Raw genomic sequence first — 21,519 nt, 5'->3', positions numbered from 1 at the left:
GTTCCAAGATTGACCCCTTTTTATAGTTTGACCAAGCCATTCACAGTACAAGAATATCAAATATGCTGTAGGCCAGTAGCTGCATTTACTGATTGCATTCCCAAATTCAAACACCCGCAAAAACTCGCATAATCTTGCTTAGGTACCAAAAATTGTAGGACGCAATTTTTTTGTTCACTTCATGTTGATAAAACACCCTTCCACTACTGCAAATTTAGCTGTACATTTGTGAATTGACTAGCACACTTTCGATATGGCTGCCAACAAAGATCAGGAGATTGTAAAGAACGTTTTCACTACTTTTTTAGAAGAAAACGGACACCGAAAAACACCCGAACGCTACGCCATACTTCAGGAAATTTATGATAGTGATGATCATTTTGATATCGAATCACTTTATATCAACATGAAAAACAAAAATTACAGGGTAAGCCGTGCCACCTTGTACAATACCATTGAACTCTTACTCGATTGCAAATTGGTACGAAAACATCAATTCGGTAAAAACCAGGCGCAATATGAGAAATCGTATTTTGATCGCCAGCACGACCACGTCATTCTTACAGACACCGGAGAAGTGATGGAATTTTGCGACCCTAGAATTCAATCTATTAAAAAAACCATTGAGGAGGTTTTTGACATCAAGATCAACAACCACTCACTCTATTTTTACGGAACAAAAAACAAACAAGACAAATAGCAAACCACTAACCAAAGATATTAATGGCAGTAGATTTATTGTTAGGCCTACAATGGGGCGACGAAGGAAAAGGAAAAATTGTTGATGTACTAACCAAAAACTATGATATCATTGCGCGATTTCAAGGAGGCCCAAACGCAGGACATACCTTAGAATTTGATGGTATAAAACACGTTCTACATACCATACCTTCAGGAATTTTCCATAAAAATGCGATGAATGTGGTTGGAAACGGAGTTGTTATAGATCCCGTAATATTTAAGAAAGAACTAGATGCACTTCAGAAGTTCGATTTAGATATCAATGCGATCCTCTTAATTTCAAGAAAGGCGCATTTAATACTTCCTACGCATCGTTTGTTAGACGCCGCCTCGGAAGCTTCAAAAGGAAAGGCAAAAATCGGTTCTACTTTGAAAGGAATTGGCCCAACATATATGGACAAAACCGGCAGAAACGGAATGCGCATTGGTGATTTAGAATTAGAGAATTGGAAAGAAAAATACAGAGCTTTGGCCGATAAGCACGAGGCGATGATTGACTACTACAATGTTGATATTCAATATGACCTAAACGATTTGGAATCTGAGTTTTTTGCAGCTATCGATGAATTGAAAAAGCTGAGGTTCATTGATAGTGAAGAATATCTTTTTCAAGCACAAAAACAAGGAAAAAAAATATTGGCCGAAGGGGCTCAAGGTTCCTTGTTGGATATTGATTTTGGAACCTATCCTTACGTAACTTCGTCAAATACCACGGCAGCCGGAGCATGCACCGGTTTGGGTGTTGCCCCAAATCAAATTGGTCAAGTGAAAGGAATTTTTAAAGCCTATGCCACGAGAGTAGGTAGCGGCCCCTTCCCTACTGAGCTTTTTGATGAAGATGGTGAAACCATGGGTCGTGTAGGTAACGAATTTGGAGCAACAACCGGTCGCCCAAGAAGATGCGGTTGGTTAGACTTAGTAGCGTTGAAATACGCCGTTCAGGTAAATGGTGTTACAGAGTTGAACATGATGAAGGGCGATGTGCTCAGTGGGTTCAAAAAATTAAAAGTTTGTACAGCCTATACCTACAAAGGAGAAACCATTACCCATTTACCCTATGCCATAGAAAAAGAAAATGTTAGTCCGATTTACACGGAAATGGACGGCTGGTCTGAAGATTTGACGAAAATGACTTCAGCTGACCAATTCCCTAAAGAATTAAATGCTTATATCGACTTTTTGGAAAAAGAGTTGGAAGTGCCAATCAAGATCGTTTCAGTGGGTCCTGACAGAACCCAAACAATTCACATATAGCATTCAAAATAGCTTCCTAATGGCAAACACGCCGGATAAAATAGCATATATTAATTCGGTGAAAAATGATATTCGTAAGTGCTTTATTGCACTTGGATCTTTCAAGGCAGAAGAGGTGGAGGCGGCGCTAGAACTCATTGCTATCAAAACCTACAAAAAGGGAGAGCACCTGCTTCGCGAAGGAGATATATCAGCCAAAAGTTGTGCTATAGTATCTGGTTGTGTACGACAGTATTATATTGTAGATGGCGAGGAGAAAACTACCTTTTTCTACACCGAGGGTCAATCTATATTTTCACCCAATAGTTCATCTGAAAGAATTCCGGCGAAATACTATTTATCTTGCGTAGAGCATACTACGCTTTCAATTATCACTCTGCAAAATCAGAAGGAATTGTACCAAAGATTCCCCATGCTAGAGTCGATGAGTAGGATGTCATTGCAGGAGGAATTGAATAACTATCAGGAAATGCTGGCTACCTACATCACCACAAATCCTGAGGAACGTTACTTAAACTTATTGAAACATAGGCCTGAACTCTTGCATCGGGTCCCGCAGTACCAACTTGCAAGCTACCTTGGTGTAACTCCTGAGTCATTAAGTAGGATTCGCAAGCGTATTTTTCTGAAATAGAAATGCTTCATTTTGAAATTGTAACTTGAATTTCATTTATTGACTAAAGTCAATTCTTTTGAGACCAACACTAGTTAATTTTGTATTTTAAGTTGTCAATTATGAAAGCAATCACCCGAACAGCATATGGCCCGCCTGAAGTTTTAGAGCTTAAGGAAATAGCAAAACCCATTCCCAAAGACCATGAACTATTAATTCGGGTATATGCCACCACTGTAAATAGAACCGACTGCGGTATACTAACAGGCAAGCCCTATTTAATTCGCGCCTTTGTCGGCCTAACAAAACCAAGGCACCTAGTTCCTGGAACTGACTTTGCCGGTCAGGTGGTAGCGATCGGTAAGAAGGTGAATTCTTTTCAAATTGGAGATCGGGTTTGGGGGTTACATGATGAAGGCTTATCATCTCAAGCAGAATACATGACCATTCGAGAAAACAAAGCTGTGGTGCGGATGCCAGAAAATTTTTCATATCAAGAAGTAGTGGCTTGTGCAGAAGGTGCCCACTATGCTAATAATTTCATCAATAAGGTCAAGGTCGATACTAGCACTAAAGTATTGGTTAATGGGGCTACAGGAGCTATTGGTTCTGCGGCTGTGCAGCTTTTGAAATATTATGGTGCAACTGTTACCGCTGTTGGTAATACGAAAAATATGGAGCTGTTGAAGTCGTTAGGTGCGGATCAGACAATTGATTATCAAAAAGAAGATTTTACCAAAGGAGATGGAAAGTATCATTTTATTTTCGATGCGGTGGGTAAAAGTTCATTTCCACAGTGTAAACATTTATTACTGCCAAAGGGGGTATATATTTCATCGGAATTAGGACCGGGAGTCCAAAATCTCTACCTCCCGTTGACTACGAAAATTAAAGGTGGAAAACGTGTGATTTTTCCCTTGCCCTTGAATTGCAAAAAAAGTATCGTATTTCTTTCCAAGCTGTTGACAGAAGGTAAATTTAGGCCGGTTATTGATAAGGTGTATCAACCAGAACAAATTGTTGAAGCTTACAAATACGTAGCATCTGGCCAGAAAACCGGAAACGTTATTATTAACTTTTCACCTTCACCAAGCGGATGATGATTCAAAAATTGAACCATACCCATGTTGATATTGCTCGCAAAATACGAAGTGTTTTTCAGGTGTCTTATGCCGTAGAGGCAGACTTGTTAAAGGCAATCGACTTTCCGCCCCTAAAACGAAGTCTGGCCAACTTCCTAAAAAGTAAAACAGATTTTTATGGGTATTTTCAAGACAATGAACTGGCCGCGGTTACCGAGATAAAAACTGAAAATAACAACACCCATATTCAAAGTTTGGTGGTTGACCCTTATTATTTTCGTCAAGGAATTGGTAAATCACTCATATCCTTTGTTTTACGCACCTATAAGACTACCACCTTTTCGGTTGAAACCGGACTTGATAACCTTCCCGCCAAGGCACTCTATACGAAGTGCGGATTTATAGAAACCAAACAATGGAATACTGAGCACGGGTTGCGAAAAGTACGTTTCAAAAAACAAATTTAATACAGTGTGCACGTGCACAGATTGGCTTTTTTCGCTAAATTGTAGTATGAAAAATTCAACCAAAGGCAGCATACTTATGCTAAGTGCACTACTGGTATTTCTTTCCTGTAAGGATACTATAAAAAAAGAACTTGCTTTAAACGCTCTTTTTTCAGATCATATGGTGTTGCAACAGCAAGATGAAGTTGCTTTTTGGGGAGTATATAACCGCATGGAAAAAGTTACGGTTATTGGGAGTTGGGGAGAGGAAGAGGTCACAAACTCTGATAGCAACGGGCAATGGAGTTTGAAGCTCAAAACTCCAAAAGCAGGTGGCCCATTTGAAGTACGCATTACCACCCAAGACAAAACTATTACGTTAAAAGACGTCTTAATAGGTGAAGTATGGCTGGCCTCAGGTCAATCTAACATGGAGATGCCTTTGGAAGGTTTTTTGCCCAATGAGCCCATTGATAATTATAAAGAAGAAATCGCGGCAGCTAACTATACTAACATCCGATATATCGATGTCGCTCGGGCGATCGAATCGTCGCCTGCAAGCAGCTTCGCCGGCCAATGGCAAGTAACTAATCCACAAAACGCAAATAGGTTTAGTGCAACTGCTTACTTTTTTGCCCGTAAGCTGTATCAAGAATTGGGCGTGCCTATTGGCATAATTACAAGTACTTGGGGAGGCACCCCTGTTGAATCTTGGATGAGCAAGGAAAAAATAGCAAATTTGAGTGAATTTTCTCAAGAACTAGAAGCCCTTGACGAGGAAAAGATTTCTGTCTTTAACGACTGGTTTGCAAAATTCCCTACAAGTGAAATACCCAGCACTCCAGAGGCTTGGTCTGACTTAAACCTTGATGATGAGGCCTTTGCCCAAGTGGATTTCGATGACTCAAATTGGAAGAGTACCCAAAAATTAGTGGCTGTTGAAGACTTGGCTGTTACCAGTACAGATGGTGCATTTTGGTTTCGAAAAAAAATAATGCTAGATGATATTTCCTCAGATTACACCCTCGATATAGCTGAGGGTATTGATGATATGGATGAGACTTTTGTCAATGGAATTAAAGTAGGAAGCACCATTGGATGGAATACTCCCAGATCGTATTCAATTCCTAAATCTGTACTCGTAAAAGGAGAAAATAGCATTGCGATTCGCATAGTCGACACTGGCGGTGGAGGTGGATTTATGAGCGAGCCCTGGCTGACAAACAACAAGACAAAAGCGCCAATATCCATTTCAGAAAATTGGCTTTATAGTCAAACTGCCGGTTTTCGAGGCGCTAACTTTTTATTATTTCATAAAAACGAGGAGGCACTAAAAAATCCTCCTGTAGGAATTGATTCCTATAGCTTGGATTCGCATACGCCCACGGTATTGTTCAATGGAATGATTCAACCCTTGCTACCTTACAATATTCAGGGTGCTATTTGGTATCAGGGTGAAAGCAATGTAGGACGCCATGAGCAATACCTAAAACTCTTTCCTGGAATGATTGAAGATTGGCGCGAAAGATGGGGGACTGATTTTTCATTCTATTTTGTTCAAATTGCTCCCTTTTCTTATGGAAATGAGCTTTCTCCCGCGCTGCGAGATGCCCAGCGAAAAAGCCTAATAACGCCCAAAACCGGTATGGCCATTACAATGGATATCGGACTTCCAAATAGCATACACCCTGGCAATAAACAAGATGTGGGCGATCGCTTGGCTAAGCTTGCACTGGCAAATGATTATGATAAAGAAATCGTCGCTTCAGGACCCTTGTATAAAACACATTCTATTTCAGGAAATAAGATTTTCATTGAATTTGATCATATTGGTACTGGCCTAATGTCGAAAAGTTCTGGTTTACTTGGATTTGAAATTGCTGGGTCCAATAAAGAATTTATTCCCGCAAAAGCAACCCAGATAGGCAATGCCATTGAAGTAACAACACTCGAAATATCGGAACCCAAATATGTACGATATGCTTGGAAAGATTATATTGCAGGTACATTATATAACAAGGAGGGATTGCCTGCATCCTCATTCACAACCGAATAAATTGAAATATCATGAAGAACATTAACAGAAGGAATTTCCTCAGAAAAACATCCCTCGCCGGTGCAGCAATATCTGTGAGTCCGATACTTGCAAATAGTCCTTTGGGTGCCGAAAGACCTTTATCGCATTCCTATATGGGTGATTTCGCGGCTCCTAAACTAGAAACGGTTCGAGCAGCCTTCATCGGTGTGGGCGCTCGAGGACCTGGGCATTTAAAGTTCTTTGCTGAATTACCAGGTACTGAAGTAGTTGCTGTTTGCGATTTGTACGAGGACTTAGCGAAAAAATGGGGAGCTGAGGCCGAAAAAATAGGCGGCGGTAAGCGACACAAAAAGGTTGCTTTGTATTACGGTGATGAAAACAAATGGAAAACTATGCTCGACGAGGTGAAACCCGACGTCGTATTTGTCGTTACCAATTGGAAAAATCATGCGCCCATGTGCATTGAAGCCATGAAAAAAGGAGCTCATGCCTTCTGCGAGGTGCCTATTGCATTGACCTTAAAGGAAATGTGGGATATCGTCGATACTTCTGAGGCCACCGGAAAGCACTGTATGATGATGGAAAACGTCAATTATGCCAGAGAAGAACTGATGTATCTCAATATGTGTCGCCTTGGGGTCATTGGAGAGCCTTTGCACGCTGAAGCAGCCTACGTGCATGAATTGCGAGGTCAAATGGAAGAACAAGAAAGAGGAACAGGATCTTGGCGAACCCATCATTACGCCAATAGAAATGGCAATTTGTATCCCACACATGGCTTAGGGCCAGTGGCGCAGTATATGAACCTTGCCAGAACAGAAGACAATTTTGCCAGTCTCGTCTCCTTTTCTACCCCGGCTGTGGGTAGAAAACTGTATGCCGAAAAGAACTATGCTGCCGACCATAAATGGAACAAATTAGATTATAAGGGAGGAGATATGAATACGACCATCATTAAAACGGCCCTAGGAAGAACCATAATGGTACAATGGGACGAAACAAGCCCTAGGCCATATACCCGTCATAACCTAATTCAAGGCTCAAAGGGAATACTCGCAGGATTCCCCACTCGTGTTGCCTTGGAGGGCGGCATTGATGGAGCTACCAAAAACCATCACCAATGGGCCGAGGGAGAGCAATTGGCCTCTTTATACGAAAAATATGACCATCCGCTTTATAAACGATTGAACGAAGCCGCTAAAGGCAGTGGTCATGGCGGTATGGACGGCCTTATGATGTATCGCATTGTAGAATGTCTACAGAACGGACTCCCCTTAGATCAAAACGTTTATGAAGGTTGTTATTGGAGCGCTGTTAGTCCACTGAGTGAGGCGTCAGTAGCCCAAGGTGGTATGCCACAAGCATTTCCTGACTTTACCAGAGGCAAGTGGAAAGAGACCGCACCATTGCAGATTATATCTTGATGGCCCATAATTAATTAAAACGCAAAGCTGCCTTTGGGCGGCTTTCTTTATTAAATCTATCCTAATTCGAATTACCCTGAGTTAAAAAATCCTATTTTTGGGCAAAATTCAAAACTGTTGAAAAAGACGTTTTTACTGTTCATACTTGCTTTTTGCACTTTCGCAGGATTTGCTCAAATAACCCAACAGCAAACAGAAAAAGACACTACAGAAAGCAAACAAATCAATATAGTTTACGGTGCCAATTTAACCAAAGACGAAGTCCAATATCCAGGAGCCTTTATTTTTAGTAAGGATGCTAGACAGGTACAATTCGAACATCAAGGGGCCGACCTATGGTGTGATATAGCCATATTTTATCAAAAAGATAATAAGCTGAAAGCCATCGGAAACATTCGTATGCAACAAGGTGATTCGGTAAATATGACCAGCGGCAAAATCGATTACGATGGAAATTCTAAATTGGCAAAAGCCTACGAAAATGTGGTATTGCAAAGTGCAACTTCTGAAGGTGGAGACATGACATTAACTACCGACACGCTGCGCTTTGACCGTGAAAATCAACAAGCTTATTATCAAGATTTCGGCACCGTAGTAGATTCGGCAAATACCTTGACTAGTGAGATTGGAAGGTACTTTATGGATATCAAAAAGTACCAATTTTTAGATAGCGTTCATATCGATAATCCACAATACATTTTAGATTCGGAGCAGCTGGATTACTATACCAATTCAAAGAACGCGTACATGTATGGGCCTTCCACTATTACCGGAGAAGCGTATAAAATTTATTGCGAGCGTGGGTTTTACGACACCAAAATAGAAAGTGGTTATGGCATCAAAAATACACGTATCGATTATAACAATAGAATTATCGAAGGTGATAGTGTGTATTTTGATAAGGCTTCTGAATTTGCATCGGCCACCAATAACATAACCGTTACCGATACCATTAATAAAGCCATTACCAGAGCGCATTATGCAGAAGTTTTTAAAGCTAAAGATTCTGTTTTTGCCACAAAGAGAGCCGTGACCATAAGCTTAGTCGAACAAGATTCGCTATATGTTCATGGCGATACTTTAATGGTTACTGGGCCACCCGAGAGCCGTATTGTTAGGGCTTTTAGAAATGCAAAATTCTTTAAAACCGATATGAGCGGAAAATGTGATTCTATCCACTCCGCAGAAAAAACAGGTCTCATTCAACTGGTTAGAAATCCCGTTTTATGGAATGGTGAAAACCAAATGACAGGAGATAGTATCCATATTATATCGAACGTAAAAACCGAGCAGTTAGACTCCTTAAAAGTGCTGGAAAATGCTTTTATAGTATCTCTTGACAGTATTAGCAAAACAGGCTACAATCAAGCGAAAGGGAAAGACCTATTCGGCAAATTCAAAGAGAACGAACTGAAAATTATCGACTTGGTAAAAAACACCGAAGTCATCTATTACATGTACAATGACGATGAGGAGCTTATTGGTATCAACAAAACCATTTGCAGTTCCATACGTATTACCATGGCCAACAATGATGTGGAAGATTTGACTTTTAGACGAGACCCTGATGGCGATATTTTCCCTGACAAAGACCTCCCCCTAGAAAGCAGAAAACTAAAAGGCTTTATTTGGCGTGGTGATGAACGCATCATGACCAAGGACGATATTTTTGATGAAGATGACAACACTATCGAGCTTGTGGTAATTCGAGGTATCGAAAACCCCATAGATATTGACGCCGAGGAAGAAGAACGGAGTCTGAACCCGAGTGATCCGGTAAATAATATCCCTATACCTAACGAAGAATCTACCGAACCAAAAAAACGTCCGCAGGTCAAGAAAGTGAAAGCTAGCCAGTAAAACCCGTCAAAGGATTTTGGAATTATGAAAAATGACTTCCTAAAATACCAAGCTCAAACAACACCTCATCCGTTAGGAATGGAAGTTGCCTATGCCAAGGGGAGCTATATTTATGACACTTCTGGAAACGCTCATTTAGATTTTGTTGCAGGCGTATCTGCTTGTAGTTTGGGGCATTGTCATCCGAAAGTGGTCAAAGCCATTCAGCAGCAGTCAGAAACCTATATGCACGTTATGGTATATGGAGAGTATATTCAGCAAGCAGCAGTAGATTACACGAAGCTCTTAGCTGCTCACCTACCCGCCCCGTTAGAGACAACTTACCTTGTAAATTCGGGAACAGAAGCGATAGAGGGCGCTCTAAAGCTGGCAAGACGCTATACAGGCAGAAGTGAAATCATATCGGCTTATGGCGCCTACCACGGCAACACCATGGGTAGTTTGAGTATTATGGGCTATGAAGAACGAAAGAGTGCATTTAGGCCTCTGTTGCCCGGTGTTTCCTTTATTCAGTTTAATGCCGAAAGCGATATCGAAAGAATAACAAAAAAGACCGCAGCTGTGGTCTTGGAAACCATTCAAGGTGGTGCGGGCTTTATTGTTCCAAAGAATACCTATTTGGAAAAACTTAGAAAACGATGCGATGATGTCGGAGCCTTGTTAATTTTGGATGAAATTCAACCCGGCTTCGGCCGAACAGGAAAACTGTTCGCTTTCGAACACTACAATTGCATTCCCGATATTTTAGTTATGGGAAAAGGAATGGCTTCGGGGCTTCCGGTTGGTGCTTTTACCACTTCCAAAGATCTTATGGCCAGCTTGCAGGATAGTCCCAAATTAGGTCATATAACTACATTTGGAGGAAATCCGGTAATCGCGGCGGCTTGTTTAGCTACCCTAAAAGAATTGACTAAAAGTGATTTGATTCCACAAACACTTGAAAAGGAAAAGCACTTTAGAAAGCTACTGCAACACAGCCTTATTTCTGAAATTAGAGGCAAGGGTCTCATGTTGGCTCTGATATTAAAAGATGAAAAAATGGCTGACTACCTGGTTCTTGAAAGTGCCAAAAACAAGCTTATTCTTTTTTGGTTGTTGTTTGAACCGAAAGCGGTGCGTATATCACCACCATTAACAATATCAAGTGCCGAAATCGAAACGGGATGTCGCCTTATTCTTCAAATACTTGACAGATACCGACAATAAGATGTTAACTAATTTGTTAATAATAAAGCCCTAGTCTGGATTTAAACGTAACATCAAAACCTTACTTTTAAGTCCATAGAATAACCAAATCGTTCATGGCGTTAGAATCTAACGAAAGACCCGGCAGGCCCATAGCCAAATTTGAATCTATGCTCAAGACAGACGATGTCTACTTCTTTGACGCAGAAGATTTTGAGGATATTATTCACCATTATTTAAATAACGGAAAAATAGCATTGGCTAAAAAAGCCATTAAAATTGGGCTTCAACAGCACCCTGATTCCATACAACTCAAATTGTTGGATGTGGAGGTATTGGTATTTGAGAACAATCTTGATTTAGCTGAGGAACTATTAGATAAACTTCAGCTTCTTGACAGCAGTAACGAAGAAATTTATATTCAACGTGCCAATATCTACTCCAAAAAAGATAATCATGAAGCCGCCATTAACCTTTTATACAAAGCCTTAGAACTTTCCAATAATGGATACGATATTCACTCGCTATTGGGCATGGAATATTTGTTTATGGACGATTTCAAAATGGCTCAGAAAAGTTTTATGAAGTGTGTCGACATTGACGACCACGACTACTCTTCTCTTTACAACGTTATTTATTGCTTTGAATTTTTAGAGGATTTTGACGGAGCAATTTATTATCTAAATACGTACTTAGATCGCAACCCATACTGCGAGGTCGCTTGGCATCAATTGGGAAAGCAGTATTTCGAAAAGGGTATGTATCCTGAAGCACTCGCTGCCTACGATTTCGCAATCATTTCCGATGATACATTCATGGGTGCCTACTTTGAAAAAGGTAAAGTATTGGAAAAAATGGGTCAATATCTCAAAGCGATTGAGAACTATGAGACGACCATAGAAATAGAAGATCCGACTTCACATGCATACCTGCGCATAGGCAAATGTCATGAGATGTTGCAAAATAATGACATGGCAAAGTTTTATTACTACCAAACGGTTCACGAAGATCCGCTTCTAGACAAAGGTTGGTTGGCCATTACAGATTTCTATTATAAAAGAAGAAATTACGAAAAAGCCTTTTACTACATTAACAAGGCCCTGAATATTGATGGTGAAAACCCAAATTATTGGAAAAAATGTGCAAAAATAAATACAGCACTTAAAAAGTACGACCAGGCAGATTATGCATACAAGCAAGCCGTAGATTTAGGCAATTATGAGCTTACCACTTGGTTGAAGTGGGCTGAGGTATCTCAACTCAACAATGATATCGATTCGGCGGTTCAGATCTTGGCTCAAGGACGAGAGTTTTATCCCGAAAGTGCTCGATTGCAATACAAAATGGCGGGATTACAGTTGTTGGCCAATGATACTATAAATGCGCGTATAACACTTATTGATGCACTTAAAAACGATATTGAAAAGCTGTTCTTGTTCGAAGAAGAATTCCCCCAGTTTGCAAATACAGAATGGACACTGAACATTGTTGCTGATATCAAAAAGGCTTCCAGATAAAAGAAGTATTTTTGCCTTTTGCCTTATGGAAAACAGAAATCTTCTTCACTATATTATTATTACTCTTAAGGGAATGGCCATGGGCGCTGCAGATGTAGTTCCCGGTGTATCTGGCGGAACTATAGCTTTTATCTCAGGAATATACGAGGAACTGGTCAGCTCTATCAATAACATTGATATTTCGCTATTTAAAACCTTGAAAAAAGACGGGTTAAAAGCGGCATGGACTCAATTGAACGGCAATTTTCTTTTTGCACTTTTTGTCGGAATTTTTATCAGCCTATTTTCGCTTGCCACAGCGGTAAGCTGGCTTTTAGAAAATCAACCTATTTTGTTGTGGTCTTTCTTTTTCGGCCTGGTTGCCGCTAGCATATTTTTTATCGGAAAAGCATTGGAAAAGTGGAACGTAGCAACAGTAGCAATGCTTCTTGCTGGGGCAGCAATTGCGTATTTTATTACCACCCTACCTCCAAACGAAAATGTAGGCAGTTTACCTTATTTGTTCCTTTCGGGGGCTATTGCAGTTTGTGCCATGATTCTTCCCGGCATCTCTGGTGCTTTTATTCTCGTACTTTTAGGCTCTTACAAGACTATTTTAGATGCGGTTCACGAAAGAGATGTCAAGATCGTGATGACGGTTGCATTGGGCGCAATTTTTGGCTTACTGAGTTTTGCACGTCTATTAAAATGGATGTTTAAAAATTATAAAAATTTAACCTTGGCCATCTTAACCGGTTTTATTCTAGGTTCTTTGCCAAAGATTTGGCCTTGGAAAAAAGTACTTGAAACCAAAACTTTTGGTGAGAAAGTAATTCCAATAGCGGAAAAAAACATATCGCCATTCGCCTTTGAGGGTGATAACCAAGTATTATATGCTGCACTACTAGCCATCCTAGGTTTTTCCCTTATTTTTATACTTGAAAAAGTAGCCTCAAAAGAATAAGCGTACTTCCTCATGAACAAAACACGATCACTTGTAGACAAGTTTTTTTTGGTCGTAAAAGGACTGTGTATGGGTGCTGCGAACAAAGTACCAGGGGTCTCTGGAGGTATCGTAGCCTTCGTGGGAGGTTTCTATGAAGAATTCATCTATTCCCTTCAAAAGATAAACGGAAAGGCTTTTAAACTCCTTTTTAGTGGTAGGTTTAACAGCTTTTATCGTTATATAAACGGTGGGTTTTTATCGCTTTTAATTTTCGGAATGCTGGTAAGCTATTTTAGCGTTTCTAAAGTGCTTGACTATTTTTTGGAACGCAATGAACTCTTTGTCTGGGCGGCTTTTTTCGGAATGATCTTGGGCTCTATATATTACATTTCTAAAGATTTTAACCACTGGAACAAACGCACAATCACGGCTGGCATCATCGGTTTGATCGTAGGGGTTTCTATTAGTTTTCTGAGCCCCGCAAAAGAGAATGACAATTTACTGTTTATCTTTCTCTGCGGCATCATCAGTGTTTCTGGTATGACACTACCCGGTTTATCAGGCTCTTTTATTCTGATTCTTCTTGGAAATTACGTACTACTTCTGGTCGATTCTGTAAACGCACTTTACGACACCGGTGCCGAATTGTTGCGAGGCGATTTTAGCTTTGTAAAAAATGAAGAACGTTTAAACACGCTTAAAATACTTGCCGTATTCACGTCGGGATCAGCGGTGGGTTTGGTTAGTCTTTCGCATCTTTTAAGCTACGTTCTGAAACGTTATAAGCACATTACAACAGCAGTTATAATTGGTTTTATTTCGGGCTCTCTTGGGGTGGTATGGCCTTGGAAAAAAACAATTTACAAATTGGACATTTCTGGTGAAGTACTTTTTGCCTCTAACGGCAAAGCGGTCGTGAGCAATTACAAAAGATACCTCCCCGATTTTGAAATTTTAGAAACTTGGTGGGCATTGTTCTTTGTGGTCTTAGGAATAGCCGTATTATTGGGATTGGATTGGTATGGAAAAAAAAGGAATGCGACAATATAAATTCGGATTGGTAGGTAGGGATATTTCCTATTCCTTCTCCAAGCGTTACTTTGCTGAAAAATTTAAGCAACTCGGACTTGAAAATCATTCCTATGTGAATTTTGATTTATCTGAAATTGAAAAGTTTGAAACACTCCTTCCTGATCATCCTGAAATAAAAGGACTTAACGTTACTATTCCTTATAAGCAAGCTATTATTCCGTACTTGACCAGATTAGATGTCACAGCGGAAAGAATTGGTGCGGTAAACACCATTAAAGTGGAAAAAGGGGGACTCTTGGGGTACAATACGGATTGCTATGGTTTTCAAAAATCAATAGAATTTTTTCTAAAAGAGCATCATACCAGGGCCCTAATCTTAGGTACTGGAGGCGCATCAAAGGCCGTAGCCTTCGTCTTTGAAGAACTAAACATTCCGTATAAATTCGTATCACGGAATGCTGACAAAGGTCAATTCTCCTATGATGAATTGGACAAGGCTATTTTAGAAAAGTATACAATTTTGGTAAATTGTACTCCCCTCGGCACGCATCCAAATGTTGACCAAAAACCCGATATACCATATACCTACCTGAATGAAAAACATCTACTTTTCGATTTAATTTACAATCCTGAAAAAACAGCTTTTCTATTAGAAGGAGAAGGCCGAGGAGCTACCATATGTAATGGTCAACGTATGTTAGAATTACAAGCAGAAGAAGCTTGGGTAATATGGAATAGCTAATCGCCTTTAGCTGTAATTACAAAGACATACTTTTGGAATTCATCTTTGTGCTCGATAACATGCTATCTCCCGTGTCTCGAATAGGAAAGAAGTGCCCTATTATTTTTGCCATTCGCGATGTTGTTACTATCTTACAATAGCAATCTCATGCGCAACCAAAATATTTCGAATGCCGAAGGAGAAAGAACAAGAACTACAGGAACAAGTAGTAGAAAATGCCGAAATGGAAGCAACCGAAAAAAACCTTTCGGAGAGCGGAGAGGTTACTGATACGCCAAAAGATGAGATTACGGAAAACCCTGAAAGTCCAAAAGAAGATGGTAACCTGAAAAATGATACTGCCAAAGAGGACAAGGCTATAGAAGAGATTGAAGAAAACAATGCCGAAGATGCGGAGGATACCGATAATCATCACCGACATCGCATTCCAATACTCGATTACCATTCGATGTCTATTGAAAATTTGACTGGTGAACTGCAGAAACTGGTTAAGAATGAGAAGGTTCAGGCAATAAAGAAACATGTTGAAGGCATTAAATATGAATTTGATTTAAAGTTTCAAGAATTCATAGATCATAAAAAGGAAGACTTTATCGCCAATGGGGGTAATGAGATCGATTTTAGATACAACTCCGTTACCAAGAGACAATTCAACGAAGTCTATACAGAATATCGTGAAAAACGAAATCAGTATTATAAAAATCTAGAAAGGAATCTCAAAGAAAACTTGGCCAATAGGCTTGCATTGATTGAGCAACTGAAAGGCTTAATCAACGTCGAGGAAGACATTAATACTACCTATAAGAATTTCAAAGATTTACAGGAACAATGGCGTAATGCCGGGCCAATTCCAAGAACAGACTACAACAATGTTTGGCGCACTTATCACCACCACATTGAAATATTCTATGATTTTCTTCATATAAATAGAGAGCTACGCGATCTTGATTTCAAGCACAATCTTGAAGAAAAGCAGAAGTTAGTAGTACGTGCTGAAGCGCTTGCCCAGGAGCCCGATTTGGGCAAAGCCTTTCGCGAGTTGCAAACACTGCACAAAATCTGGAAAGAAGATGTGGGGCCTGTAGGCAAAGAACACCGCGAGCAGATTTGGGAACTTTTTAGCAACGCTACCAAAGTTTTGCACCAACGTCGACAGGAATACTATAAAGATCTCGATAAGATTCATGAGCAGAACCTAGTAAAAAAGCATGAAATAATTGCGGCAATTCTTAATATTTCAGAGCATGTTGCTGACAATCATAGAGCTTTGCAGCTTCAAATGAAACAAATTGAAGAACTGCGAAATTCCTTCTTCAAAGCCGGTAAGGTACCTCAAAAAGTAAATGAGAAGACCTGGGCGGAATTTAAAGAAGCAGTTCGCAAATTCAATCGCAATAAGAATGCGTTCTACAAAAATCTAAAGAAGGATCAACAAGATAACCTCGACAAGAAAAGAGAACTCCTTAAGCTGGCCGTAAGCTTGAAAGATAGTGAGGATTGGGATACTACTACCCAAGAAATGAAACGCATACAGAGTGAATGGAAGAAAATAGGTCATGTGCCTCGTAAATATTCGGATAAAATCTGGAAGGAATTCAAAAGTGCTTGTAACCATTATTTTGACCGTTTGCACGCGCTGAAAAATCAGGCTCATGCAGCTGAAACGGAAAATTTGGCACAAAAAGAAGCATGTCTTGAACGCTTGAAGGCGTTTCAGCTTTCTGGTAAGCGAGAAGAGGATCTATCGACTATCAAAGGTTTTATCGAAGAATGGAAGGGCATTGGAAGAGTGCCTTTCAACAAAAAGAACATCACCCAGAAGTTCAACAAAATACTCGATGCGATTTTCAAGAAACTCGACGTAGGCCGACAAGAATCTGAATTGCTAAAATATGGTAACAAGATCCAACAACTTGCAAAAGCTGACAACAATAGGGCGATTTCAAACGAGCGGACTTTTATACGAAGAAAAATAGCTGAAAGTGATAATGAGATCCGCCAGTTAGAAAACAACCTTCAATTTTTCTCAAATGCATCTGAAGACAATCCGTTAGTTCAAGATGTCATCAAAAGAGTCGAAACCCATAAGCAGTCTTTGGAAACTTGGAAATCCAAGTTAAAAAAGCTTAATATTATGGAGAATAGCTTAAATAAAGAAGCTGAAGAAAACAACGCGGAAACGGCCAATTCAGAGGAAGAATAAAACCTTGGTTGGTCGTAAAATAAAAAAGAGCGCAACATATGCGCTCTTTTTTAAGTAACCGTATGAATGGTTCTACTTCGCCACGTTTACTGCCCTGGTTTCACGGATTACCGTAACTTTTACTTGCCCCGGATAGGTCATATCTGTCTGAATTTTTTGAGAAATTTCAAAGGAAAGCTCAGCTGCCTTGTCATCGCTTACCTTCTCACTTTCAACAATCACACGTAGCTCTCTACCAGCTTGAATTGCATATGCCTTTTGAACACCGCTAAAATTGAATGCGATCTCTTCAAGGTCTTTCAAACGCTGAATATACGAATCCATCACTTGTCTCCTTGCCCCTGGTCTGGCTCCACTTATTGCATCACAAACCTGAACAATGGGTGAAATCAGTGTTTTCATTTCAATCTCGTCATGGTGTGCTCCAATGGCATTGCACACATCTGGTTTCTCACCGTATTTCTCTGCCCACTGCATTCCCAGAATAGCATGTGGCGTCTCCACCTCAGCTTCCGTATTCGGCACTTTGCCAATGTCATGTAACAATCCAGCTCTTTTCGCAACTTTGGCATTCAAGCCCATTTCAGACGCCATCACACCACAAAGCTTTGCTACCTCACGAGAGTGCTGAAGCAAGTTTTGCCCATATGACGAACGGTATTTCATGCGACCCACCGCCTTGATCAACTCTGGATGTAAACCATGAATACCTAAATCGATAATGGTACGTTTACCGATTTCAACAATTTCACTTTCAATTTGTTTTTCTGTCTTTTTAACGATTTCCTCAATTCGCGCAGGATGTATTCTTCCGTCTGTAACCAATTTATGCAAAGACAAGCGCGCAATCTCTCTTCGTACCGAATCAAAACAAGATAAAATAATAGCGTCTGGCGTATCATCTACAATAATCTCAACACCCGTTGCCGACTCCAAAGCACGGATATTTCGTCCTTCTCGACCAATAATTCGCCCTTTAACATCGTCAGACTCTAAGTTAAAAACAGAAACACAGTTTTCAACTGCCTCTTCAGTTCCAATACGCTGTATGGTATTGATTACGATTTTACGAGCTTCTTGTTGGGCAGTAAGTTTAGCTTCCTCCATTGTGGTTTGCAAATAAGCCATTGCGTCTGACTTTGCAGTTTCCTTTAAGGATTCCATCAGCTGACCCTTGGCTTCATCGGCAGAAAGCCCAGAAATAACTTCCAGTTGCTGTACTTGGCTTTTATGAAGTTTCTCTAATTCCGATTGTTTCTTTTCGTAGAACTCAGATTTCTTTTCAACATCTTTCAGTTTACTTTCTAACTGCTGGTTTAAATTCTTGCTTTTGGCCAATTCGCTGCTAATTTGAGATTCTTTATCTCTCGTTCGCTTCTCGGCCTCGGCCATTTTTTTTTCCTTTCCGATAATTACCTTTTCATGCTCCGCCTTTAGCTCTAAAAACTTCTCCTTTGCTTGAAATATTTTATCCTTTTTAATATTCTCTCCATCAGTTTTAGCAGCTTTTAGTATAGATTCTGCTTCACGTTTAGCGTTAGCCGTGGTCTTGGAGGCTTTTCCCTTCTCCATGAACTTGGCAATTACAAATCCTATTAAAAGCCCTATTACTGCACCTATTAGTATGCTCGTTATATCCATCATAGTATAGTTTAATTATAAAAAAAGCCCACATTGGAGAAGTTTTGTACAAACTCCAGTAAACAGGTTTAGGGCTAACAGACTACTCAAGGTTCCTTGTACGAGCAAGGCATTCTTTTATAATCTAAACTCACCCTTTTTAATTAAATTAATGTTGAGTTTGTCAAAAATTATTACCAATGTGGGCAGTAACTTTATGCTATTTTAAAGAACTTATTTTATGCTAAGCTTGGTATTCACCAAGGCATCTAACGCCTTTAAGCGTTCGATAGACTCGGAAGTACCTTCTGATTGATCTATACCTTTTTGTTCAATTTTAGAGGCAAATTGTAAAGCACACATGGCCAATACATCTTGCTTGTCTCGAACGGCATAACTCTGTTCAAACTTTTTGGCCAGTTGCTCAATATTTTTTGCCGCCTTCCGCAACCCCTCTTCCTGTGCAGGGTCAATCGTCAATGGATATATTCTATCAGCGATAGAAAGCTTTATCTTGAGTTTTTCTGACATCTTATTTCAGACATTATTCAGCCAGTTGGGTAATACAATGATCCAACTCTCTAATCAATGTGTTTATCTTTAGCTTCGCTTCTGTTTTATTAGTACTACTGCCCAGCATCGAATTTGCAAGCTTTAGTGAATTGTACTTCTCTTCCCAGTCAGAAACCAGTTTTTGTGAACTGTCTTTGGTATTTCTGGTGACCATCAGTTCATTCTCTAATTTCTTATTCGTCTGTTGTAAGAGCTCTAATTTATGTAGCAACTTACTGACTTTGTTCTCAAGAGAATCAACTATTTTAACCAATTCACTCATGCGTAAAACTCAATGCGTTTTACACAAAGTTAACATACCTCAAAGGACTTAGCAATACTTTTTTCAATTATTCTTGAAGTAATACTTTAATGCCTAATAAATCGTTAGTTAGATATTATGGGTCAAATTAAATGGCATATTTTTTTCAGAATGAATGCTGCTATTTGTATTCATCTGCTTAATTTTAGGCATTTTAGCATGACATAGACCTGTTTTTATGGGTTTAGCCGCAAGAATTAAAGTGATTTACCCCATTTGTACCAACCTAATTTTTCTATGACAAAAAGAGCCCTTTTAGTGTGGATTTTACTGGTTTCCCTTAATGCTTCTGCACAGGAGAGATATCCTAAAGATGCCTTCCGACCTCCTTTAGATATTCCACTGATTTTAGCAGGTACTTTTGGCGAATTGCGATCCAACCACTTTCATGCAGGTATTGATATCAAAACCCAGCAAAGACAAGGGCTTCCTGTTTATGCTATTGGAGATGGCACTATTACAAGAATAAAGGTTTCACTCTACGGATACGGGAAAGTGCTTTATGTAGCGCATCCAAATGGCTATACTTCTGTTTACGGACACCTACAAAAATTCGGGCCCGAAATTGAGGAGTTTGTAAAAAAAATACAATATGAGAAAAAAGCGTATGAGATCGAAGTTTTTCCAGACTACGGAGAACTTAAATTAGAAAAAGGGCAAGTAATAGCATATACGGGTAATACTGGTGGGTCTTCAGGTCCTCATCTTCATTTCGAAATCAGAAGTAGCATCACTGAAAAACCTACAAATCCTTTGTTGTACGGTCTAGAAGTTCGAGATGCCACCAACCCGGTTCTAGAGAAGTTGTACGTATACCCGCTATCTAATGGTGCTCAAGTTAATAAGAGCAACGCGAAAGTGGAGCTCAACTTTTCGAAACAGAAAGACGGAACTTTTCTAGCAGACAAGGCTACAGCTTTAGGTACTATAGGTGTTGGTTTTAAAGGGTTTGACCGACAAGACATGGCCGCTAATAAGAATGGAATTTATTCTGTTGAATTAAAAGTAAACGGACAAACCTATACCGAATATGATTTTGAAACCTTTTCTTTTGGGGAATCGAGATACATCAATACCATGGTCGATTATGATCACTATGGAAAGTACAGACAAAAAATTCAACAGTGTTTCCTTACTCCTGGTAATCGGCTTAGCATTTACAATGTCTTAAAAAACGATGGTAAAATTACCATAACGGAAGGATTAAGCTATTCAATTGAACTGCTACTAAAAGATTTGGAGGGCAATTTGACCAAAGCAATAATTCCAATAGAGGGAAAAAAGGAAGAAGTAAAAATAAAGAAGGAAATCTCTAAGACTGACACCTATGTAATTGCCAAAAAGCCCAACAACTATGATCTCGGTGCAGCAAAGGTATATTTTCCAGCCAATACCTTTTACAAAGATTTTTATATCGACTTAAAAAAAGATAATGATACCGTAACCATTCATAATAGCAGGGTGCCGGCACACCGAAACTTCACTATTACCTTTGATACTTCTAAATACTCAAAAGAAGACCGTAAAAAGCTGTTCATTGCCCGATTAGATAAAAAATTGAAACCTCGATATGCGTCAACCTATAAACGGGGAGCTACCTTCACTACAAGAACACGAAATTTAGGCACTTACACCTTGGCTAAAGATACCACGGCTCCTAAAATACGTGCAAAAAACTTCAAGGAAAAGCAGTGGCTAAACAACTATAGTTACTTGAGTTTAACGATATCCGATGATTTAAGTGGCATAAATACCTATTCTGCTACCTTAAACGGCGAATGGATACTGATGGAATACGAGTCAAAAAGAAATACAATCACCTATAATTTTGATGATAAGATTTTAGATCAAAAACAATGTGAACTAGTTGTTATCGTAACCGACAATGTAGGAAACAGCACTACCTTTACAAGCACATTCTTTAGAAAATAATTCTGTTTGAAACGCTTTAAGTACATTTTTG

18 protein-coding genes and 1 other RNA gene are annotated in these 21,519 nt (G+C 39.6%); 15 read left to right on the top strand and 4 right to left on the bottom strand.

What is annotated here, in order from left to right; genetic code table 11:
• Positions 1 to 253 precede the first annotated feature (253 nt).
• The 14 genes from ABJN95_RS09325 (at position 254) to ABJN95_RS09260 (ending at position 17,062) form a co-directional block, all read left to right on the top strand.
• Positions 254 to 700: a transcriptional repressor gene (locus ABJN95_RS09325; RefSeq protein ID WP_348370121.1), complete on the top strand. Its 447-nt coding sequence runs from the start codon at positions 254 to 256 to the stop codon at positions 698 to 700.
• Positions 701 to 723: 23 nt separating this feature from the next.
• Positions 724 to 1,995: an adenylosuccinate synthase gene (locus ABJN95_RS09320; RefSeq protein WP_348370120.1), complete on the top strand. Its 1,272-nt coding sequence runs from the start codon at positions 724 to 726 to the stop codon at positions 1,993 to 1,995.
• 19 nt (positions 1,996 to 2,014) lie between these two features.
• On the top strand, positions 2,015 to 2,629 hold the full coding sequence (locus ABJN95_RS09315; RefSeq protein ID WP_348370119.1) for a Crp/Fnr family transcriptional regulator: 615 nt from the start codon (positions 2,015 to 2,017) through the stop codon (positions 2,627 to 2,629).
• 101 nt (positions 2,630 to 2,730) lie between these two features.
• A complete protein-coding gene (locus ABJN95_RS09310) occupies positions 2,731 to 3,708 on the top strand; it encodes an NAD(P)-dependent alcohol dehydrogenase (protein WP_348370118.1) in 978 nt (325 codons plus the stop codon).
• Positions 3,705 to 4,157, top strand: a complete 453-nt coding sequence (locus tag ABJN95_RS09305) for a GNAT family N-acetyltransferase (protein ID WP_348370117.1) — start codon at positions 3,705 to 3,707, stop codon at positions 4,155 to 4,157. Before ABJN95_RS09310 ends, ABJN95_RS09305 begins: the two co-directional genes overlap by 4 nt.
• A 46-nt stretch (positions 4,158 to 4,203) precedes the next feature.
• Positions 4,204 to 6,192 carry a sialate O-acetylesterase gene (locus ABJN95_RS09300; protein WP_348370116.1) on the top strand — a complete coding sequence of 663 codons (1,989 nt, stop codon included), beginning with the start codon at positions 4,204 to 4,206 and terminating at the stop codon, positions 6,190 to 6,192.
• 11 nt (positions 6,193 to 6,203) lie between these two features.
• Complete coding sequence (locus ABJN95_RS09295; protein ID WP_348370115.1) at positions 6,204 to 7,598, top strand: Gfo/Idh/MocA family oxidoreductase; 1,395 nt, start codon at positions 6,204 to 6,206, stop codon at positions 7,596 to 7,598.
• A 177-nt stretch (positions 7,599 to 7,775) separates the two neighbouring features.
• Positions 7,776 to 9,458, top strand: coding sequence for an OstA-like protein (locus ABJN95_RS09290; RefSeq protein ID WP_348371709.1), 1,683 nt, complete (start codon positions 7,776 to 7,778; stop codon positions 9,456 to 9,458).
• A gap of 24 nt (positions 9,459 to 9,482) precedes the next feature.
• Positions 9,483 to 10,664, top strand: a complete 1,182-nt coding sequence (locus ABJN95_RS09285; protein ID WP_348370114.1) for an aspartate aminotransferase family protein — start codon at positions 9,483 to 9,485, stop codon at positions 10,662 to 10,664.
• 95 nt (positions 10,665 to 10,759) lie between these two features.
• Positions 10,760 to 12,160, top strand: a complete 1,401-nt coding sequence (locus ABJN95_RS09280; RefSeq protein WP_348370113.1) for a hypothetical protein — start codon at positions 10,760 to 10,762, stop codon at positions 12,158 to 12,160.
• 25 nt (positions 12,161 to 12,185) lie between these two features.
• Positions 12,186 to 13,103 (top strand): DUF368 domain-containing protein, encoded by a 918-nt coding sequence (locus ABJN95_RS09275; protein WP_348370112.1) that lies wholly within the window; start codon positions 12,186 to 12,188, stop codon positions 13,101 to 13,103.
• Positions 13,104 to 13,115: 12 nt separating this feature from the next.
• The gene (locus ABJN95_RS09270) at positions 13,116 to 14,135 is read left to right on the top strand and encodes a DUF368 domain-containing protein (protein WP_348370111.1); all 1,020 of its coding nucleotides are present in this window, start codon (positions 13,116 to 13,118) and stop codon (positions 14,133 to 14,135) included.
• On the top strand, positions 14,122 to 14,859 hold the full coding sequence (locus ABJN95_RS09265) for a shikimate dehydrogenase (protein ID WP_348370110.1): 738 nt from the start codon (positions 14,122 to 14,124) through the stop codon (positions 14,857 to 14,859). Before ABJN95_RS09270 ends, ABJN95_RS09265 begins: the two co-directional genes overlap by 14 nt.
• A gap of 169 nt (positions 14,860 to 15,028) precedes the next feature.
• Complete coding sequence (locus tag ABJN95_RS09260) at positions 15,029 to 17,062, top strand: DUF349 domain-containing protein (protein WP_348370109.1); 2,034 nt, start codon at positions 15,029 to 15,031, stop codon at positions 17,060 to 17,062.
• Between the two features lie 72 nt (positions 17,063 to 17,134).
• Here the strand turns inward: ABJN95_RS09260 and rny are convergent, their stop codons facing one another.
• From rny to ABJN95_RS09240, 4 genes are all read right to left on the bottom strand, one after another.
• Positions 17,135 to 18,703 (bottom strand): ribonuclease Y, encoded by a 1,569-nt coding sequence (rny, locus tag ABJN95_RS09255; RefSeq protein WP_348371708.1) that lies wholly within the window; start codon positions 18,701 to 18,703, stop codon positions 17,135 to 17,137.
• Between the two features lie 50 nt (positions 18,704 to 18,753).
• Positions 18,754 to 18,863, bottom strand: a non-coding RNA gene (gene ssrS / locus ABJN95_RS09250) — 6S RNA.
• 53 nt (positions 18,864 to 18,916) lie between these two features.
• On the bottom strand, positions 18,917 to 19,213 hold the full coding sequence (locus ABJN95_RS09245) for a cell division protein ZapA (RefSeq protein WP_348370108.1): 297 nt from the start codon (positions 19,211 to 19,213) through the stop codon (positions 18,917 to 18,919).
• 13 nt (positions 19,214 to 19,226) lie between these two features.
• Positions 19,227 to 19,517, bottom strand: coding sequence for a hypothetical protein (locus ABJN95_RS09240; RefSeq protein WP_348370107.1), 291 nt, complete (start codon positions 19,515 to 19,517; stop codon positions 19,227 to 19,229).
• Between the two features lie 276 nt (positions 19,518 to 19,793).
• On the opposite strand from ABJN95_RS09240, the gene ABJN95_RS09235 reads away from it, so the two are divergent.
• Entirely contained in the window at positions 19,794 to 21,488 is a 1,695-nt protein-coding gene (locus tag ABJN95_RS09235; RefSeq protein WP_348370106.1) for a M23 family metallopeptidase, read from the top strand.
• Positions 21,489 to 21,519: the final 31 nt, after the last annotated feature.

The organism is Maribacter sp. (assembly GCF_039974175.1).
Lineage (GTDB): Bacteria > Bacteroidota > Bacteroidia > Flavobacteriales > Flavobacteriaceae > Maribacter_C.
Note: the sequence above shows the minus strand (reverse complement) of the source record. Positions and strands in the feature narration are given on the sequence as shown.

Excerpts from the sequence above, each read along its gene's own strand:
- ABJN95_RS09325 (WP_348370121.1), top strand. The coding sequence starts at position 254 with ATGGCTGCCAACAAAGATCAGGAGATTGTAAAGAACGTTTTCACTACT.
- ABJN95_RS09320 (WP_348370120.1), top strand. The coding sequence starts at position 724 with ATGGCAGTAGATTTATTGTTAGGCCTACAATGGGGCGACGAAGGAAAA.
- ABJN95_RS09315 (WP_348370119.1), top strand. The coding sequence starts at position 2,015 with ATGGCAAACACGCCGGATAAAATAGCATATATTAATTCGGTGAAAAAT.
- ABJN95_RS09310 (WP_348370118.1), top strand. The coding sequence starts at position 2,731 with ATGAAAGCAATCACCCGAACAGCATATGGCCCGCCTGAAGTTTTAGAG.
- ABJN95_RS09305 (WP_348370117.1), top strand. The coding sequence starts at position 3,705 with ATGATGATTCAAAAATTGAACCATACCCATGTTGATATTGCTCGCAAA.
- ABJN95_RS09300 (WP_348370116.1), top strand. The coding sequence starts at position 4,204 with ATGAAAAATTCAACCAAAGGCAGCATACTTATGCTAAGTGCACTACTG.
- ABJN95_RS09295 (WP_348370115.1), top strand. The coding sequence starts at position 6,204 with ATGAAGAACATTAACAGAAGGAATTTCCTCAGAAAAACATCCCTCGCC.
- ABJN95_RS09285 (WP_348370114.1), top strand. The coding sequence starts at position 9,483 with ATGAAAAATGACTTCCTAAAATACCAAGCTCAAACAACACCTCATCCG.
- ABJN95_RS09280 (WP_348370113.1), top strand. The coding sequence starts at position 10,760 with ATGGCGTTAGAATCTAACGAAAGACCCGGCAGGCCCATAGCCAAATTT.
- ABJN95_RS09275 (WP_348370112.1), top strand. The coding sequence starts at position 12,186 with ATGGAAAACAGAAATCTTCTTCACTATATTATTATTACTCTTAAGGGA.
- ABJN95_RS09270 (WP_348370111.1), top strand. The coding sequence starts at position 13,116 with ATGAACAAAACACGATCACTTGTAGACAAGTTTTTTTTGGTCGTAAAA.
- ABJN95_RS09265 (WP_348370110.1), top strand. The coding sequence starts at position 14,122 with ATGCGACAATATAAATTCGGATTGGTAGGTAGGGATATTTCCTATTCC.
- ABJN95_RS09260 (WP_348370109.1), top strand. The coding sequence starts at position 15,029 with ATGCCGAAGGAGAAAGAACAAGAACTACAGGAACAAGTAGTAGAAAAT.
- rny (WP_348371708.1), bottom strand. The coding sequence starts at position 18,703 with ATGGATATAACGAGCATACTAATAGGTGCAGTAATAGGGCTTTTAATA.
- ABJN95_RS09245 (WP_348370108.1), bottom strand. The coding sequence starts at position 19,213 with ATGTCAGAAAAACTCAAGATAAAGCTTTCTATCGCTGATAGAATATAT.
- ABJN95_RS09240 (WP_348370107.1), bottom strand. The coding sequence starts at position 19,517 with ATGAGTGAATTGGTTAAAATAGTTGATTCTCTTGAGAACAAAGTCAGT.
- ABJN95_RS09235 (WP_348370106.1), top strand. The coding sequence starts at position 19,794 with ATGACAAAAAGAGCCCTTTTAGTGTGGATTTTACTGGTTTCCCTTAAT.